Here is a 15,427-nt window from a genome sequence, read left to right on the forward strand (position 1 = left end):
TACACCCACATAGGCGATGATAACTAGATTTTTTTCTGTCCACTCAACAAAATTCTTCATAACTTAGCTCCGATTACGTCACTTAGATTGTACGTCTAAAAACAGTTTTCGTATAATTGTTCTAGACAATACGTCCTACCAATCTGTGAGAACTAGAGCTTCTCTTTTTCACAAAGCCAGAATGCGTTCGATATTTCCCGATAAAGTGAGCTGGTATACTTCTGTCACCTGTGTAGCTATCCAGTAAACTAAATCAGATACTCATATCTGTTGAGTCACACTAAGTATTAGTCGACGTGTAAATGCGACTCTTTTCTGGTTACTGAGACTCACTCACACGGCGGCAGACGAAGTTAATGTGTTGTCTTGTCTATGGCCAAGCTAATCTGTCGCTCCACAAAGCCCAAAGCCCAATCCACATTTCGTTTTGAACGGTGATAACGACACTGATACAAAACTTCCACAATGCTATTCGCTACCATGTCCAAAAACACATCTTCCCGCCAATATTGATGCGGTAACATATAGGTTCTGCCTTTAAGTAAGATATATATCTCTTGTTTAGATCGTTTAATGTCTTCAACAGTCATCTCGTCAAAGTAATGACTTTGAATGACATCAAAACAAAGACTAGTGCAATGTACAGCTAATGGCGAAAAGCGCATCATTTACCTCCTGAATTTAAGAATGCGGTAAATGCACTGCCATCTCGGCGAGTCAGGTTTGGAACATAACGAGAATACACACGGAAAAGCATGGTTGTCGTTGTATGGCCCATTTGATTCGCTATCCATTCTGGAGATTCTCCAGCTGCTAAAAGTAGCGTCGCGAACGTATGGCGTGTTTGATAAGGGTTACGTCGCTTTAAGCCAGCCCTTTTTAGAGTTGGATACCATACAGAACGAGCTACCACTGCATAGTTTAGGTGACGATTTTGGGCATTAATAAACACATACTTCTGTTCTTTATCAGCGCTAATGCAATGTTTTTCAAGTACTTCAACCACCCTATCTGTAAGCTGTATCACACGATATGAACTATCGGTTTTAAGCCCTTTCAACCTACCACGCACAATACTTTGGTTGACTGTGATAGTTTTGTTCTTCAAATCTACACTTTCCCACATCAATCCATCGACTTCACCAGTTCTCATTCCAGTAAAAAAGCGAGTAACGTAATAAGCGCGATACTCATCATCAACATGTTTGAGGAACAGCTCCACCTCTTCTAATGAGAAAGGGTCAACCTCAGTGCGACTTACTTTTAAGGCTTTGATGTTCTTCCAGGCAGGTGTAAAGTCAAAACGGTCTGCCGCTTCATTAAGAATCATTCTAAGCGAGGTCATGATGTGATTTATCCGCGATGGACTTAAAAACTGTGTATTTCGTCCCGGTGCTTTGGCGAGGATGGAGCGAAATTGCAAGATATGAGCCTTGTTAATCGTGCTGATCCTTTTGTTACCAAATGTCGGTAGTAGATATTTGTTCAATACTCCCTCTACATCCACTAGGTGGCTGTGGCTCCACTCTACCTTCATCTCAGCAAGCCATATTTCAGCGAACTCCTGAAACTTTGGTGACTCTGGCGCCTCAAAGTAACTTTTTGCTGTTTCCTCTCTTCGTTTTACCTCCGTAAAACGCATAGCCATCGAGCTTTTTGGAAAGTAAGCAGAATAGTCAAAAGTATCGAGTACAATTTCCGCTTCTATCCTTTTGAGTAGGCGCTCCAATCGATTTCGATTGGCCTTATTATCAGGCAGTTGTGTAGAGTTAGAAGTGATTGATACGCTATGTGACTACTTTGATATCACTGTTGCAGAGTTATTCGAACGGATACCTCAAAACAACAATTAGAAGAGGTAATGATGGGCTGACGACTTTTACGCCGGAGAACATTTAACGTCACCTAATACCCTAAACAAATGGTGGACACCAAATTGGCCACCATTTGGCCACCGACATAAAAGACAACGTCTTGCACTTAGATTTCAGACATGAGAAAACACGCAATAAAGCGTTTATTTCTAAAAATTTAGATTGACTTTACAACAGATAAGAATTGGAGCGTGCAGCGGGAATCGAACCCGCATCATCAGCTTGGAAGGCTGAGGTAATAGCCATTATACGATGCACGCATCATCGTGGGACGAGAGTTAATATGCCACATCTGATAGAAAAGAAAAGCCTCTTTTTGCTCATTTTGGGTTAACTGCGCATCTTTGCTTCGATTTGCTTCTTAATTGCACTATCACACTGATGTAAAAAGGAAAAGTGAGACTTAACTCTCACTTTTTTCTTCCTGTGCATTTTGGATACTCCCACGACGGCTTTTCATACGTCTATCATGTTTTCAGCGATATGGCTCAGAACTGATAGTGAACACCTAGCATCAAAGTGCTCAGATTTATGTCACCTAAATTATACCCCTCCGGTTCACGCATGTTTGGTGTTAAATAGGTATAGTCAACCCGCATGTTGATGCCGCTCTCCATTGCGATGTTCAAACCCACACCGGCATGAACGCCAACGCCATATAAGTAGTCATTGCTATCTGCGTTTTGATGAGCAACTTCACTATCCCATGTCATTCCCACACCGGATACCCCTATTTTGGTGTAAACAGCAATGTTGTCGTTAAAGTAGTAAGAGAATTTTGGAGACACTGACAGAACACCAATCACTGAATTACTGCCCTCCAATGAGGTGTCTGCTGCTGAAACCTGCCCTTCTAAGCCGAACCAGTCTGTAAAGTGATAACCCGCATAGACCCCAATAGTTGGGCTTTTAGCTCTGAATCGCTCAAATCCCAGTTCGTGGTCATTCGCGTTGTTCTGTAACTGTCCTATGCTACCGCCAACAAAGGCTCCTGTTTTATCCGCAGAAAACGAACTCGCCGATACCATAAGTAAAGGAATTGCTATCGCGGTGGCAGTGATAGAAGAGATTGAAGAATAGATTGACTGGCTCATACTGAACTCCTTAGTTATCGTTATTAGGTTCGTGACCTTTCGATATAGAGATTAACCAGTGGAGAACTGTGTATAGCTGCTTTGCGACAAACGGGCGGATTTAGCGACAGAATATCTTATTGCCAGATAAACGCACAAAGGCCACATAAAGTGACCTTTGTTGAGAAAAACGGAAAACGACTTATACCATGGTTGGGTCTGGTTCGAGGCCCATCAGCGAGCGACCTAAGATCTGTGCACAGACATCGTAGTCCGTGTAGGCGTGTGCGCCAGTCATATGAGAGTCACGGAACAAACGTTGTGCTTCATTGTCGCTAAACCATGCCATACCACCAGAAGCCTCGAACAGACGGTCAACGCTCTCGATACAGATCTTGACCGCGTAAGCCTGATTCGTTCGCCAGAATGACAGTGTCTCGGCAGATGGGTATTCCTTACGCTCACCATGTTCTTTATGGTCATCCCAAGTCTTTTCTAGTAGTGCTCGAGCTGCAGCGACCTGGTGCGTCGATTCAGCCAAACGCATCAATGCAGGTGTTGCCACTCCAACATTCGCACCTGTATACGCACGGACTCGGTTCTTCTGTTTCTCTTTATAGACTTCCAACATTCGCTCTGCGATACCCAAACTGATTGCCGCGAAGCCACAAGCAAAATATGGACGGTAAGGGGTATAGAAAATATCGCTTTCTGGATACAAGTCAAAACCGGCAGAGTACCCTTCCATCATGCCTTTCGCAGTCTCAATGCGGTGTTCAGGGATAAATACGTCGCGAAGTTCTAGTGTTTTAGTACCACTGGACTTCATTCCTGCCGCATACCAATCATCGACAATCTTGTATTGATGGCGAGGTACGACACCAAAACAGTAAACCTTGTTGCCGTCTTCATCGAAACGATTGAATCCTAAGATTGCCCAGTCAGCGTGATCGCAGCCACTACTCCAACGCATGTCGCCATTAAAGATAACACCACCTTCAGTTTCTTCTGTCTTACCGAATGGCGCGATACTGCTGCTTGCTGTTGCTTCTGGGTCGGATCCCCAAAACTCTTCTTGTGCCTGTTTAGAGAACATCGCCATTTGATGACTATGTGTTGCTAGTAAGCTCGCCCCCCAAGCCGTGCCGCCACAAGCGCCAGCAAGCGCAGCAACACAATCTGCAAATTCAGGAAGAGAGATCTCTAAGCCACCGTATGCTTTAGGCTGAAACGCTCTAAAGAAGCCAATTTCTCGTAACAAGCGAATGTTTTCTTCCGGTGGTGTACGGTCCTGTTCAGCTTGCATGGCATTGCTAGCAATAGTTGGAAGAACAGTTTGAAGTTTTTCGAGTAGAGGATTAGGTCTTTTCATCATCGATTCCTTTTGAACGTTAGCCCTGTAGTAATTGTGTTGGGTGGGCAATTACTAGGTAGTATGTTCACAAAACCGGCAATGTTAAATGGATGTTAGCAGCGTTAACTTGTACTTTTCGTAGATTTACCTAATATATTAACTATTATCAAAAAGCTACTAGCTGTTTTCGAAGAATAAGGTGAGTTGGATACATGGAAGCACTAACTATCCCGAATTTGAACATTGGTAAAGTCTATGACTCTCGTTACGAGGAGAGTGAATTTCACGTCGAAAAGCTAGACAGTTTGGCGCTGTTTTTTGGTCGGAACATGCCAACACACTACCATGATCGCTACTACCAGATTCACTGCATTTTGGAGGGGAATACCCACGTATTGTTGGATGAGTCCCACTACTCCAAACACGGCGTCACCCTATTTTTCACTCCTCCGACAGTACCGCACTCATTCGTCACCGACGATCACGCCAGCGGCTTTGTGATTACGGCAAGCCAAACACTAGTTTGGAGGCTGTTAGACATCGAGATTGGGCGTAATGATGTAGCTTCAACGGCGATGCAGCCATTTTGTACTGAGATCGCGGAAGACCACCGACTTATTCAACGTTTTGAGCAGTTAATTGATGAGCAAAGCGGCGAGGATTTCATGAGTGACTCAGCATGCCAGGCCATATTGCAACTGATCCTTATCGATGTACTGCGGCTTGCTAATGCCCAGCCAACCAACACCACCTACCGCAGCAATGATGTCCATGTTTTCAATCAGTTTAGTCAGCTCATCGAGCAAAATTATAAGTCTCATTGGACCTTACCTCAGTACGCGGATCAATTAGGTTTAACCACAGCGCGGCTCAATGACATTTGTCGCCGAGTGAGTGGGCTTGCGTCTAAACGCCTAGTAGCAGACCGTGTCATGCAAGAAGCAAGACGCTTGCTGCTGCTTACCGCGATGTCGGTACAAGAAGTGGCGTATGAGCTGGGCTATCAAGATCCGGCGTATTTTGCGAGGTTCTTTAAGAAAAACTCTGGGGAAACCGCGTCTGGGTTTAGAGAAAGGGAGCAGCGATAGCGACTCCCTTATATTGGACTTTAATTCAGATGGTTGAGTAATTTGGGCTAGTCTAAACCACCCATAAATAAGTACTTCATTTCCATAAACTCATCCATCCCGTGTCGTGAACCTTCACGGCCGAGGCCTGACTCTTTAACGCCACCAAAAGGAGCAGCGGCTGTCGATATCAAGCCTTCATTGATGCCTACCATCCCAACTTCTAGTGCATCCCCGACTCGCCACGCCTTACCTAGTGATTTGGTATAGAAATAACTAGCAAGGCCTGATTCAGTGTCATTGGCTCGCTCGATAACCTCTGACTCACTAGAGAACCTAAATAATGGAGCCAATGGACCAAACGTTTCTTCTTCGGCAATCAACATCTCATCGGTGACCTCAGTGACAACAAACGGGTGAACAAACTGTTTATTCGTGGAATCAAACTCGCCACACTGAACCACAGCCCCTTTTTCAACGGCATCACTGACGTGAGCTTGCACTTTTGCTACTGCTTGTTCATTGATTAGCGGACCAATGGTAACGCCTTCTTCAAAGCCATCACCGACCTTTAGTGCTAGCACTCTTTGAGTCAGTTTACTTGCAAACTCCTCGTAAACCGCGTCATGAACGTACAGTCGATTAGCGCACACGCAGGTCTGTCCGGCGTTTCTAAACTTAGCAATCATGGCACCCTCGACAGCCGCATCAATGTCTGCATCTTCAAAAACAATAAATGGCGCATTTCCACCAAGCTCAAGTGCCATCTTTTTGATGGAAGACGCTGATTGATTCATGAGAATTCGACCCACGTTAGTGGAACCCGTAAACGACACTTTACGAACCTTCTTGCTCGATGTCAGCACGCTACCAATCTCGATTGCATCACCGGTAATTACATTGAACAAACCATCAGGGATCCCCGCCTGTTGAGCCAATTTCGCTAGCGCTAACGCAGTGAATGGTGTTTCAGGAGCTGGCTTTAGTACGACGGAACAGCCTGCTGCAAAAGCGGGAGCACATTTGCGCGTAATCATTGCTGCAGGGAAGTTCCACGGTGTAATAGCTGCAACCACGCCTATCGGCTCTTTCGTGACAACGATCTTGCCATCCGCTTTGTGGCTAGGGATGATTTCTCCATAAGCGCGCTTCGCTTCTTCGCTGTACCAAAGAACAAAGCTTGCGGCGTAGGCAATTTCCCCTTTCGCTTCAGTAAATGGCTTCCCCTGCTCTGTCGTCAAGATACTAGCTAAGTCATCCGTATTTTCAACGATTAGGTCGTACCATTTCCTCAATACCAAAGACTTATGCTCTGCCGTCGTTTGCTTCCACCCTTGAAACGCTGCTTGGGCAACTTCGACGGATAGTTCAGCTTCGACCGTGCCAAGATTCGGTACACCACCGATCGGCTGTTGATTCGATGGGTTCACGACACTTGTGTACTTTTGAGTGGACGACGCAAACCACTCTCCACCAATAAAGCAGTGATCGGTTATCAATAGCCCTGGGTTAGTTAACTGCATAACGCCCCCTTAATCTGTTACTTCGAACAGAACGTTCACTTGTCCGGTACCCGAACTTGGGAAGTACTCCGTGACTACGGTACTTTCGCCTTCATATTTATCCCAACCGAGTGCACCAAACAACATGGCTGTATCGTGCATGCCACCTTCCCCAGAGCAGAGGTTGGCGTAATCTGGCAGCATTTTAAGGAAGGTCGAGTAATCGCGCTGTGCCCACAGTTCAAGGACTCTTAAATCGACTTGTCGGTTGAACTCTTTTGAGATGGTGAAGGTGCCATTGTTAGCTTCGTAGTCCTCATTATTCCAAATTCGATGCGATAACGACCCTGAAGCGAGCAACATCACACGACTATTACTGGCTTCAATCGCTTCACGAATTGCTTCACCAAGTCTTCTCGACGATTGGATATCGTGAACCGTACACCAAGCGGCAATTGATACGACCTTAAACTGACAGTCTTCGTTCATATAACGCATAGGAACCAGCGTGCCATACTCTAGGTCTAGAGATTCCACTTGATGCGACAAGGTATACACACCTTTTTCGGTCGCCAACTCAGCAATTTTATCGCCAAGCTCTGGGTTTCCGTAGTATTGGTAACCTAGGTTTTGAATAAAATGGGGAAATTCGTTACTGGTATAGGTGCCAGAGAACTTGTCTCGCGCATTGATGTGATAGCCGGCATTGACCAGCCAGTGCGTATCTAAGACAACAACTGTATCGACATCGAGATCTTTGGCCATCTGAGCGATCTGCTTGTGGCCATCAATCGCTGGCTTTCGACAACCATGAAGACGGCCAGGTTCTTCGGACATTAACATGGTTGGTACATGAGTAATTTTGGCGGCAACGCAGAGTTTTCCCATCGTTCTATTCCTTTTGAATATGGCTTCCTGTCATTGTGCAAAGAAGCTCGTTGTACGGTTTCAAGTTATCGATTAAGCCCTTAATAGAGGCTAAAGATCATGATGACCGATGCCGTCACTAGGCTCACGGTCACCATTGCAAAAATGGTGGTTGGAAGCAGCACTGCTGAGCAGATGGCTCCCATGTTGTATTTCTGTCCAATCACGGCGTAGACACCAAACATAGGCATGCTTGCCAAAATTACGGCAACGGCAGCCATAGTCGGCTCAAGGTCAAACCAAAGCAGAATCATTATTAGCAACAGCAAAGGGTGTATAAGCAGCTTGCCCAGCATCACCGTGCCGATTTCCTTCTTGCGTCCGCGAACACTGACGCCAACCAGACCGCCACCTATGGTAAACAAGGCCACACCGGTGACTGTATTTGCTAACATGTCAACGATATGGGTTGCGGTTTCGGGCGTTTTTATCCCAAGCGCTGATACAGACATGCCTAGCACTATCGCCATCACGACCGGGTTCTTAGTCAGGCTAAGAAATGTTGCCTTCATTTTCTCGGTTAACTGACTATTGCCATCGCCGTTTGTCAGGTCTGCGAGCGTAAGGAGTAGCGGTAGCATGATTAAGTTTTCCACCACGAGCGTGAGTGAAAACGGCACTAATGCTTGTGTTCCAAACAGAAAGAAGATAATCGGAAAACCAATAAGTAGACTGTTTGAAAAACTCCCTCCGAGTCCTAGCACCACGCTTTCTGTCAGGTTCTTTTGTAGAACTAACACACTCACCACAGCGACCAACGTGAAAGCAAGCAGAGAGCCGATGGTGTAAACCAGTAAATAGTCTGCATTCCAAATTTCCAAGAGCGGTCTGGTACTTAGCGCACTGAAAATGGCCGCTGGCAATCCGAAGTTAAACACGAACGCCGCAAGCGCTTTGTGACCATTTTCTGGAATAGTTTTTTGTTTAGAAGCAAGGTAGCCCAGGCCAATAACGAGAAAAACAGGAAGAATAGTCATCACCACATGATTCAAATGCCCTAGTGACAGCATGTTGCTCTCCCTTTCTCTTTCAAGCGTTATTGTTCGCCGCTAGCTTCTGATGAATATTGTTCTTCTTGTAATTCAGCTCTGGATGCAGCTCGATCATCTCAAAACCAATGCTGAGATATTGGCTATCAAACGTTGGCTGTAAATAGTCACAAAACACGTTAAAGATACGCTCTGCCGCTTGTCGGCGAACCTCAAGGTCACGCCCTACTCCCACTTTTGCCGTGAGATGTATAAAGCGATTGTTTGGGTCTTCGTCGGCGATGAGGTAATAGTCACTCTTAACGGCTCGGGTTCGAATTCCACCTTTTGGAAATACGCCTGTTTCGATGGCTTCTCGGTGAATCACTTTCATCAGCTCGGGAATATCGATATCCGACTCAATATTTGGTGAAAATTCCATAATAAAATGTGGCATTGGGTCACTCCTTAAAAAAGGCTCGCTAAGCAGGGCGAAGCGAGCCTGCGCAAAGGTTGTTATTATTGTTTCAACTACTACCTATTGTTTTCCTAGCGTAGGGACGTTGTGAGTGTCATGCGCAATACAAATGTTCTTCGTTTCCATATAGAAATCGAAGCTCCAGTCTCCACCATCACGACCAATGCCCGACATTTTTACACCGCCAAATGGTGATGGTAGGTTTCGATTATTTTCTGAGTTCACCCAGATCATTCCTGCTTCTACTTTGCTTGCCATGCGCATAGCTCGACCTGTGTTTGAGGTCCAGATATACCCTGACAGCCCGTAGTCAGTGTCGTTTGCAATCTCGAGTGCTTGCTCTTCGCTGTCAAACTCAATACACGTTAGTACTGGTCCAAAGATCTCTTCTTTGGCGATACGCATAGTGTTATCGGCGTCTGTAAACAGCGTAGGCATCAGGTAGTTACCATTTCCAAAGCTATCAATCGCTTTGCCACCTACAGCAATGGTCGCGCCGTCTTCGGTTGCAGCATCCATATAACTCAGAACTTTGTTGTAGTGAGATTGATGAACCAGAGGGCCTACTTCTGTCGCAGGATCTAATGGATGGCCCACTTGTATATTCTCGACGCGTGCTTTCAATGCTTCAATGAACTTGGGCTTGATACCACTTTGGATAAGAAGGCGGCTTGAGCTAGTGCAGCGCTGACCGTTCAAGCTATAAATCATGAAAACAACAGCATCGAGTGCGCGTTCGAAATCAGCATCATCAAACACGATAACGGGGTTCTTTCCGCCTAGTTCAAAGTGAACACGCTTAAGTGTTGGTGCGCCTTGAGCTTGGATCATCGAGCCCGTTACTGTTTCCCCAACAAACGCCACTGCTTTGATAGCTTTGTGTTCGGTCAATGTTTTACCTGCAACTTCACCAAAACCGTTCACCATGTTCCACACTCCTGCTGGTAAACCTGCCGCTTCCGCGCACTCAGCCAATATTGCTGCCGTTAATGGGCTGAATTCCGCCGGTTTGTGAACCACAGTACAACCCGCCGCCAAAGCAGGTGCTATCTTCCACGTTGATAACATGAAAGGCGTGTTCCAAGGAGTGATGACGCCGACAGGACCAATCGGTGTACGAACCGTATAGTTTGTGTGATTTTCTTGGTGTAGAGACAATCCGTTTTTCGCTTCCGGTGACTTATCCGCAAAAAATCGGAAGTTCGCTGCGCCTCGAATAGCAGCCTGCTTCATAAAACGCAGTGGCTGACCGCAGTCCATGGATTCAACCAAAGCGATTTCTTCAGCTCGCTCTTCGATTTTGTCTGCTAGACGATGCAGGATCTTTTTACGTTCACCGCCAGACATCTCCGCCCATTCAGTAAAGGCTGACTGAGCCGCAAGGCACGCTTGGTTCACATCTTCAGCGCTGCCTTTGACGACTTTACCAAGGCTTTCGTTGTTTGTTGGCGATAGATTTTCGAATGTTTCACCCTCCGAGCCTAAGCTCCACTCGCCAGCAATATAATGACCGAGTGTTTGGTTGCGATATTTTGCTAGGTACTGCTCGGCTTTGGTGAGGTTGCTATCTAGTTGTTGAGCCATAATCTTTGTTCCTTTTTCTTATTCTGAGCTATCGCTGAGCGTAAAAATCTTGCTCTGAGAGCACTGGATTTTCGAGCGCGCCAATTCCTTCGATTTCGCAGCGAACCACATCGCCTGGATGAATGTCTTTTAGTCCTTTAGGCGTGCCTGTCGCGATAAGATCGCCCGGTTTTAGGGTCATAAATTCACTCAAGTACTCAATCAAGAAAGGCACATCGAAGATCATGTCGGCCGTCGTCCCAACCTGAGTCACTTCGCCATTAACCTGAGTTTCAAGTTTGAGGTTGGTGACATCTTCAATGTCGTCTACATCCACAATCCACGGACCAATAGGACACAGTGAGTCTCGGCTTTTCACCCTTAGGTTTGGTCGGTAGTAATTCTCTAAGTAGTCGCGAATCGCGTAGTCATTGCACACCGTAAAACCACTCACATATTGCAGCGCATCCTCACGCTTCACGTTACGCGCTTCCTTACCAATTACAGCAACTAGCTCACACTCATAATGCATAAATTCGATGCTATCTGGTCGATATGATGGCTTGCCGTGCGGTGTTAGCGTGTTTTGACCCTTGAGGAAAACTAACGGTTCTTTAGGTGGTTCAAAGGCGAGCTCTGACGCATGATCGGCATAGTTAAGTCCTAGCGCGAAAATCGTTCCTGGGTTCTCTACAGGGACTAAAAACTCATAAGCTCCTGACTCAATGACATCACCCGCTTCGGTATTCACCGATAGATCGTCATTGACTGTCACATTCAACACTTGTTGTTGATATTGAATACGTGCGCGTTTCATTCCTCACCTCCTGCGACAATATTGTCTAAACGTAGTACCTCACCAAGTGTCGAAGTAACTTGATCATATGGTTGAAGTTCGACGCGCTCACCCGCAAAACCAACCGCGATGACATCCCCTTTTTCAAGCGTCATAATGCGAGAGATCTTCTCAAGTAGTTGCTCAACATCACGCTCTAATCGACTTAGAGGAAAGTAGCGCTTCACCGAACCATTGACTGCTGTCACCAACTCCAGTTCTTTGTAGTTACTCAAGTCTGACGTGAGCGCAGGGACCGATATCGTGGCAGATTTGTCGATACATTTACCCTTGATATCTGGACGGTAATAGCTTGCTTCTGGCAAAGAAAAATCATGAAACAGCGCAAACCCTTCCACATAGTTAAGAGCTTCTTCTTGAGTCACTCGGCAGCAACGCTTGCCAATAATCACTGCGAGACTCGCACCAACAACGAGTTCGTTTTGCTTCACGGGCCATTCGATAGCGCGGTTATCTTTGTTCCAAGTATTGCGTGGCTTGAAATACAGCACAGGCTCTGTCGGTAATGCCTTGTATGGTGGTTGCTCAAAGGTGTCAGCTAGGTTTTCGAGCTGCTGGCTATCGTTGAGCGCCACGCAAACTACTTTCCCTTGTAATTTCGCATTCATCGTTTTTCCTACCTTTAATAGACGTTATCGATGACGGGGGTTTCAATATCGTCAACGTGTTTAAGTTTGTATGCGAGCTGCTCCGCGCTTAGGCGAAGAAGCAGCGTATCGACGCCAGCGCCGATGAAAGTAACGCCGCGTTCGGCATAGTCTTTCGCTTGAGTTGGGTTTAGAGAGAGTATTCCCACTGCTTTGCCGGCTTTTTGAATCACGTCGATTGCGTGGTCGATGGCGGCAGTCACTTCAGGGTGACTAGGGTTTCCAATGTGCCCCATCGAACCACTTAGGTCTGACGGACCAATGAAAATGCCATCAATGCCCTCAACAGCGGCAATTGCCTCAATGTTTTCGATCGCTTCTTTGGTCTCTACTTGAACCAAAATGCAAATCTGGTCGTTAGCGCGGTGCAGATACTGTGGAATGCGATTCCACTGCGATGCTCGTGCGAGCGCACTTCCAATACCACGAGTACCAAGCGGCGGGTATAAGGCTGATTTCACGACATTTTCTGCTTGTTCAGCGGTATTAATCATTGGCACCAGCAAAGTTTGTGCACCAATATCTAACAGTCGCTTTATCAGTGTCGGGTTAGCATCTTCAGCACGGACTATTGGTGACGTGTTGTATGGCGCGAGCGCTTGCAGATGAAACTTAATATTGGTTAGGTCGAACGAGGCATGTTCACCATCGATTAATACCCAATCGAACCCTGCTCCACCGCAGATCTCTGCGCAGCTTGTATCTGGCAGTCCTAGCCACAATCCCCAAAGAGGGTCATTACCTGATAGCGACTGTTTAAATTGGTTTTCCAACATAACTTTCCCCTACACGAACTTGACTGAAATACCGCCTAACGGACCAAAGTCAGCATGAATCGTATCGCCTTCTTTCACAGGAACGGGTCTTGTAAAGGAGCCCGCTAGAATGACCTGACCTGGTTCAAGAGAGACACCGTGCGGCGCAAAGCGCTTGCAGACCCAGCAAATACCATTTGCAGGATGGCCCAATACCCCAGCAGCAAGGCCGGTTTCTTCGATCTGTCCATTGAGATACAACATGGCGCCAGCCCATCGAAGGTCGATTTCTGTTGGTTTGATCGGTCGTCCACCTAAAATGATGCCTGCGTTTGCAGCGTTGTCAGCGATGGTGTCGTACACCTTGCGGGTATAGCCTGTCTCGGGATCGGTTCGATGGCATCGAGCTGCAATAAGTTCAAGTGCCGGAATGACGTAATCGGTCGCGTTGAGGACATCGAAAATAGTGACATTGTCACCTTCTAATTTGTCCTTTAGAACAAAAGCCAGCTCTACTTCGATGCGGGGGTCTAGAAAGTCTGAAACTGGGATCTGCGCACCATCAGAAAAAAACATGTCATCCAAAAGCACACCGTAGTCAGGTTGGTTGATATTGACGGCCATTTGCATAGCGCGTGACGTCAGCCCGATTTTGTAACCTTTAACCTCTGCCCCTTCGCGTTTTTTGCGTTCCACCCAGCGGCTCTGGATCTTGTAGGCATCGTCCATCGACATTTCTGGGTAATCCAACGTAAGAGCAGCGATCTGCTCTCTGGTTTTCTCTGCCTTATAGAGACGTTCGGCAGCTACTTGAATTTGCTCTTCTGTTAACATTCGATTTCCTTTCGTTTCCGTGCTGGCTAAAGCAATGACTTATTGTTTTCTATTTTGGTCTTGCTGATTGAGCGGTTACCCGCCCAAAGTAATTAATATGTTAAGTACTTTAGTTAATATGTTAAATAAAGTCCAGAAATGACAAAATCCAGATTAAGCTGCTGTTTTTAAATAAATTTAATTAAAACTCCAATTTTACAGAATGATGAAATGTAACTTCATTTCACGCTTACCGTGACAGGAGTCATGATTTTTGATGGGTATTCAGAGCAAAGTGAGGCATCTATCACTAAGAGTGTTTTACAAAACCCTGATTAATTTTTGATTCATTGATCTAGTTAACATATTAAGCATTATTGATACATTTAATTAACACTGGTGATTTGATTTTGAGCAAAACTAGTTAATATATTAAGTAATCAACAAAACAACGACTCACTAAGTGGGCAATGCTCAAGCAGGACCGAGCAACTAATAAACCGTGAAACGAAAGGAAAGACGTTATGCGAGTAAATAAAGTCGCCGCTATTACTACAACTGCTCTACTTCTTATGGGATCTTTTTCCGTACATGCTGAACCAGAAAAAGTCATTAAAATCAGTACTTGGGGTTCACCCAACCATGGCATCAACAAGGTTGTATGGCCAACTTGGGGACAATGGATAGAAGAAGCGACTGATGGTCGTGTCGGTATCAAAATTGAATACGATCTCGCCCCACCACAAACACAAGTTGATGTCGTTACAGATGGCATCGGTGATGTCACTTGGATTTTTCATGGTCACAAAGCAGGACGCTTTCAGTTGACTCAGTTACCTGAAATTCCAACCTTTTCTGAAGGCACAAGCTCTGAGTTAATGTCGCAAGCTTACTGGCGAACCTACGATAAGTACCTTAAGAAAGGGCGTGAGCACCGCGGTGTTGAAGTGATGGCATTGAGCGTCCACGGACCCGGTCAGCTTATTACTAAAAACCCCGTAGAGTCCCTTGAAGCTATACAGGGTAAGAAAATTCGCGTCGGTGGTGGTGTGATTTCTTCTGTCGCCAAAGATATGAAGGTGACTCCAGTTTTCATTCCAACGACTAAAGTTTATGAGTCTATCTCTCAAGGTGTCGTTGAAGGCGCATATCAACCGGTTGAGGCGCTGAGTTCATTCCGACTTGCCGAAGTTGCAGACAATACACTAGTGATTCCTGGCGGCCTATATCGCGGCAGCTTTGCCATTGTTATGAACATCGATACCTTCCGTGGACTCTCTAAAGAAGATCAACAAGCGATCAAAGATGTTTCCGGCGAAAAACTCTCGCGTTTGTTCGGCAAAATGTGGGATGACGTAGACAATGCCGCTTACGAAACCGCTTTAGAGGGCGGGCATACCTTCACTCCAGCTACACCTGAGATGATTGAGTCGTTGAAGAAATCCAGCGAACCACTCGTCAATAACTGGTACAAGGTCGCGAAAAAGCGCAAGGTCGATGGTCCTGCAGCTTATGAGTATTTCTACCAACAACTTGATCAAGGATTGTAA

The 15,427-nt window shown here is 45.9% G+C and carries 15 protein-coding genes, 1 tRNA gene and 1 pseudogene; 3 read left to right on the forward strand and 14 right to left on the reverse strand.

Annotated elements, in window-relative coordinates; genetic code table 11:
• Nucleotides 1-664: 664 nt before the first annotated feature.
• On the reverse strand, nucleotides 665-1,642 hold the full coding sequence (locus J4N45_RS24440) for a site-specific integrase (RefSeq protein ID WP_252015085.1): 978 nt from the start codon (nucleotides 1,640-1,642) through the stop codon (nucleotides 665-667).
• Between the two features lie 18 nt (nucleotides 1,643-1,660).
• Nucleotides 1,661-1,780 (reverse strand): annotated as a pseudogene (locus tag J4N45_RS27365) (Arm DNA-binding domain-containing protein); the annotation flags it as partial.
• Between J4N45_RS27365 and J4N45_RS27310 the strand changes: the two are divergent.
• Nucleotides 1,776-1,853, forward strand: a complete 78-nt coding sequence (locus J4N45_RS27310) for a helix-turn-helix domain-containing protein (RefSeq protein ID WP_353505898.1) — start codon at nucleotides 1,776-1,778, stop codon at nucleotides 1,851-1,853. The pseudogene J4N45_RS27365 and the gene J4N45_RS27310 sit on opposite strands and share 5 nt — an antisense overlap.
• 206 nt (nucleotides 1,854-2,059) lie before the next feature.
• On the opposite strand, the gene J4N45_RS24445 is transcribed toward J4N45_RS27310, so the two are convergent.
• The 3 genes from J4N45_RS24445 to J4N45_RS24455 form a co-directional block, all read right to left on the reverse strand.
• Nucleotides 2,060-2,134: transfer RNA gene (locus tag J4N45_RS24445), tRNA-Gly, on the reverse strand.
• A 228-nt stretch (nucleotides 2,135-2,362) separates the two neighbouring features.
• Entirely contained in the window at nucleotides 2,363-2,968 is a 606-nt protein-coding gene (locus J4N45_RS24450) for a porin family protein (protein ID WP_252015087.1), read from the reverse strand.
• A 181-nt stretch (nucleotides 2,969-3,149) separates the two neighbouring features.
• Nucleotides 3,150-4,322: a p-hydroxyphenylacetate 3-hydroxylase oxygenase component gene (locus J4N45_RS24455; RefSeq protein WP_353505888.1), complete on the reverse strand. Its 1,173-nt coding sequence runs from the start codon at nucleotides 4,320-4,322 to the stop codon at nucleotides 3,150-3,152.
• 191 nt (nucleotides 4,323-4,513) lie between these two features.
• Here J4N45_RS24455 and hpaA point away from each other — a divergent pair, with 191 nt between their 5' ends.
• Complete coding sequence (gene hpaA, locus J4N45_RS24460) at nucleotides 4,514-5,389, forward strand: 4-hydroxyphenylacetate catabolism regulatory protein HpaA (RefSeq protein ID WP_252015091.1); 876 nt, start codon at nucleotides 4,514-4,516, stop codon at nucleotides 5,387-5,389.
• A 47-nt stretch (nucleotides 5,390-5,436) separates the two neighbouring features.
• Here hpaA and J4N45_RS24465 read toward each other — a convergent pair whose 3' ends face one another.
• The 9 genes from J4N45_RS24465 to hpaH all read right to left on the reverse strand — a co-directional run bounded on the left by J4N45_RS24465 (nucleotide 5,437) and on the right by hpaH (nucleotide 13,898).
• Nucleotides 5,437-6,891, reverse strand: a complete 1,455-nt coding sequence (locus J4N45_RS24465; protein WP_252015093.1) for an NAD-dependent succinate-semialdehyde dehydrogenase — start codon at nucleotides 6,889-6,891, stop codon at nucleotides 5,437-5,439.
• Nucleotides 6,892-6,900: 9 nt separating this feature from the next.
• The gene (gene hpaD / locus J4N45_RS24470) at nucleotides 6,901-7,758 is read right to left on the reverse strand and encodes a 3,4-dihydroxyphenylacetate 2,3-dioxygenase (RefSeq protein ID WP_252015095.1); all 858 of its coding nucleotides are present in this window, start codon (nucleotides 7,756-7,758) and stop codon (nucleotides 6,901-6,903) included.
• Nucleotides 7,759-7,838: 80 nt separating this feature from the next.
• Nucleotides 7,839-8,807, reverse strand: a complete 969-nt coding sequence (locus J4N45_RS24475) for an AEC family transporter (RefSeq protein ID WP_252015097.1) — start codon at nucleotides 8,805-8,807, stop codon at nucleotides 7,839-7,841.
• A 19-nt stretch (nucleotides 8,808-8,826) separates the two neighbouring features.
• Nucleotides 8,827-9,222, reverse strand: a complete 396-nt coding sequence (locus tag J4N45_RS24480; RefSeq protein WP_042470160.1) for a 5-carboxymethyl-2-hydroxymuconate Delta-isomerase — start codon at nucleotides 9,220-9,222, stop codon at nucleotides 8,827-8,829.
• A gap of 81 nt (nucleotides 9,223-9,303) precedes the next feature.
• On the reverse strand, nucleotides 9,304-10,827 hold the full coding sequence (gene hpaE, locus J4N45_RS24485) for a 5-carboxymethyl-2-hydroxymuconate semialdehyde dehydrogenase (RefSeq protein ID WP_252015099.1): 1,524 nt from the start codon (nucleotides 10,825-10,827) through the stop codon (nucleotides 9,304-9,306).
• 28 nt (nucleotides 10,828-10,855) lie between these two features.
• Nucleotides 10,856-11,623, reverse strand: coding sequence for a fumarylacetoacetate hydrolase family protein (locus J4N45_RS24490; protein ID WP_252015101.1), 768 nt, complete (start codon nucleotides 11,621-11,623; stop codon nucleotides 10,856-10,858).
• Nucleotides 11,620-12,270 carry a fumarylacetoacetate hydrolase family protein gene (locus tag J4N45_RS24495; RefSeq protein WP_252015103.1) on the reverse strand — a complete coding sequence of 217 codons (651 nt, stop codon included), beginning with the start codon at nucleotides 12,268-12,270 and terminating at the stop codon, nucleotides 11,620-11,622. Before J4N45_RS24495 ends, J4N45_RS24490 begins: the two co-directional genes overlap by 4 nt.
• 14 nt (nucleotides 12,271-12,284) lie before the next feature.
• A complete protein-coding gene (gene hpaI, locus J4N45_RS24500; protein WP_252015105.1) occupies nucleotides 12,285-13,085 on the reverse strand; it encodes a 4-hydroxy-2-oxoheptanedioate aldolase in 801 nt (266 codons plus the stop codon).
• A 9-nt stretch (nucleotides 13,086-13,094) separates the two neighbouring features.
• Nucleotides 13,095-13,898, reverse strand: a complete 804-nt coding sequence (hpaH, locus tag J4N45_RS24505; protein ID WP_252015107.1) for a 2-oxo-hept-4-ene-1,7-dioate hydratase — start codon at nucleotides 13,896-13,898, stop codon at nucleotides 13,095-13,097.
• A 503-nt stretch (nucleotides 13,899-14,401) separates the two neighbouring features.
• On the opposite strand from hpaH, the gene J4N45_RS24510 reads away from it, so the two are divergent.
• Nucleotides 14,402-15,427: a TRAP transporter substrate-binding protein gene (locus J4N45_RS24510; RefSeq protein ID WP_042470147.1), complete on the forward strand. Its 1,026-nt coding sequence runs from the start codon at nucleotides 14,402-14,404 to the stop codon at nucleotides 15,425-15,427.

The sequence above is a fragment of the Vibrio sp. SCSIO 43140 genome (assembly GCF_023716585.1).
GTDB lineage: Bacteria > Pseudomonadota > Gammaproteobacteria > Enterobacterales > Vibrionaceae > Vibrio > Vibrio maritimus_B.

Excerpts from the sequence above, each read along its gene's own strand:
- J4N45_RS24440 (WP_252015085.1), bottom strand. The coding sequence starts at position 1,642 with ATGCGTTTTACGGAGGTAAAACGAAGAGAGGAAACAGCAAAAAGTTAC.
- J4N45_RS24450 (WP_252015087.1), bottom strand. The coding sequence starts at position 2,968 with ATGAGCCAGTCAATCTATTCTTCAATCTCTTCTATCACTGCCACCGCG.
- J4N45_RS24455 (WP_353505888.1), bottom strand. The coding sequence starts at position 4,322 with ATGATGAAAAGACCTAATCCTCTACTCGAAAAACTTCAAACTGTTCTT.
- hpaA (WP_252015091.1), top strand. The coding sequence starts at position 4,514 with ATGGAAGCACTAACTATCCCGAATTTGAACATTGGTAAAGTCTATGAC.
- J4N45_RS24465 (WP_252015093.1), bottom strand. The coding sequence starts at position 6,891 with ATGCAGTTAACTAACCCAGGGCTATTGATAACCGATCACTGCTTTATT.
- hpaD (WP_252015095.1), bottom strand. The coding sequence starts at position 7,758 with ATGGGAAAACTCTGCGTTGCCGCCAAAATTACTCATGTACCAACCATG.
- J4N45_RS24475 (WP_252015097.1), bottom strand. The coding sequence starts at position 8,807 with ATGCTGTCACTAGGGCATTTGAATCATGTGGTGATGACTATTCTTCCT.
- J4N45_RS24480 (WP_042470160.1), bottom strand. The coding sequence starts at position 9,222 with ATGCCACATTTTATTATGGAATTTTCACCAAATATTGAGTCGGATATC.
- hpaE (WP_252015099.1), bottom strand. The coding sequence starts at position 10,827 with ATGGCTCAACAACTAGATAGCAACCTCACCAAAGCCGAGCAGTACCTA.
- J4N45_RS24490 (WP_252015101.1), bottom strand. The coding sequence starts at position 11,623 with ATGAAACGCGCACGTATTCAATATCAACAACAAGTGTTGAATGTGACA.
- J4N45_RS24495 (WP_252015103.1), bottom strand. The coding sequence starts at position 12,270 with ATGAATGCGAAATTACAAGGGAAAGTAGTTTGCGTGGCGCTCAACGAT.
- hpaI (WP_252015105.1), bottom strand. The coding sequence starts at position 13,085 with ATGTTGGAAAACCAATTTAAACAGTCGCTATCAGGTAATGACCCTCTT.
- hpaH (WP_252015107.1), bottom strand. The coding sequence starts at position 13,898 with ATGTTAACAGAAGAGCAAATTCAAGTAGCTGCCGAACGTCTCTATAAG.
- J4N45_RS24510 (WP_042470147.1), top strand. The coding sequence starts at position 14,402 with ATGCGAGTAAATAAAGTCGCCGCTATTACTACAACTGCTCTACTTCTT.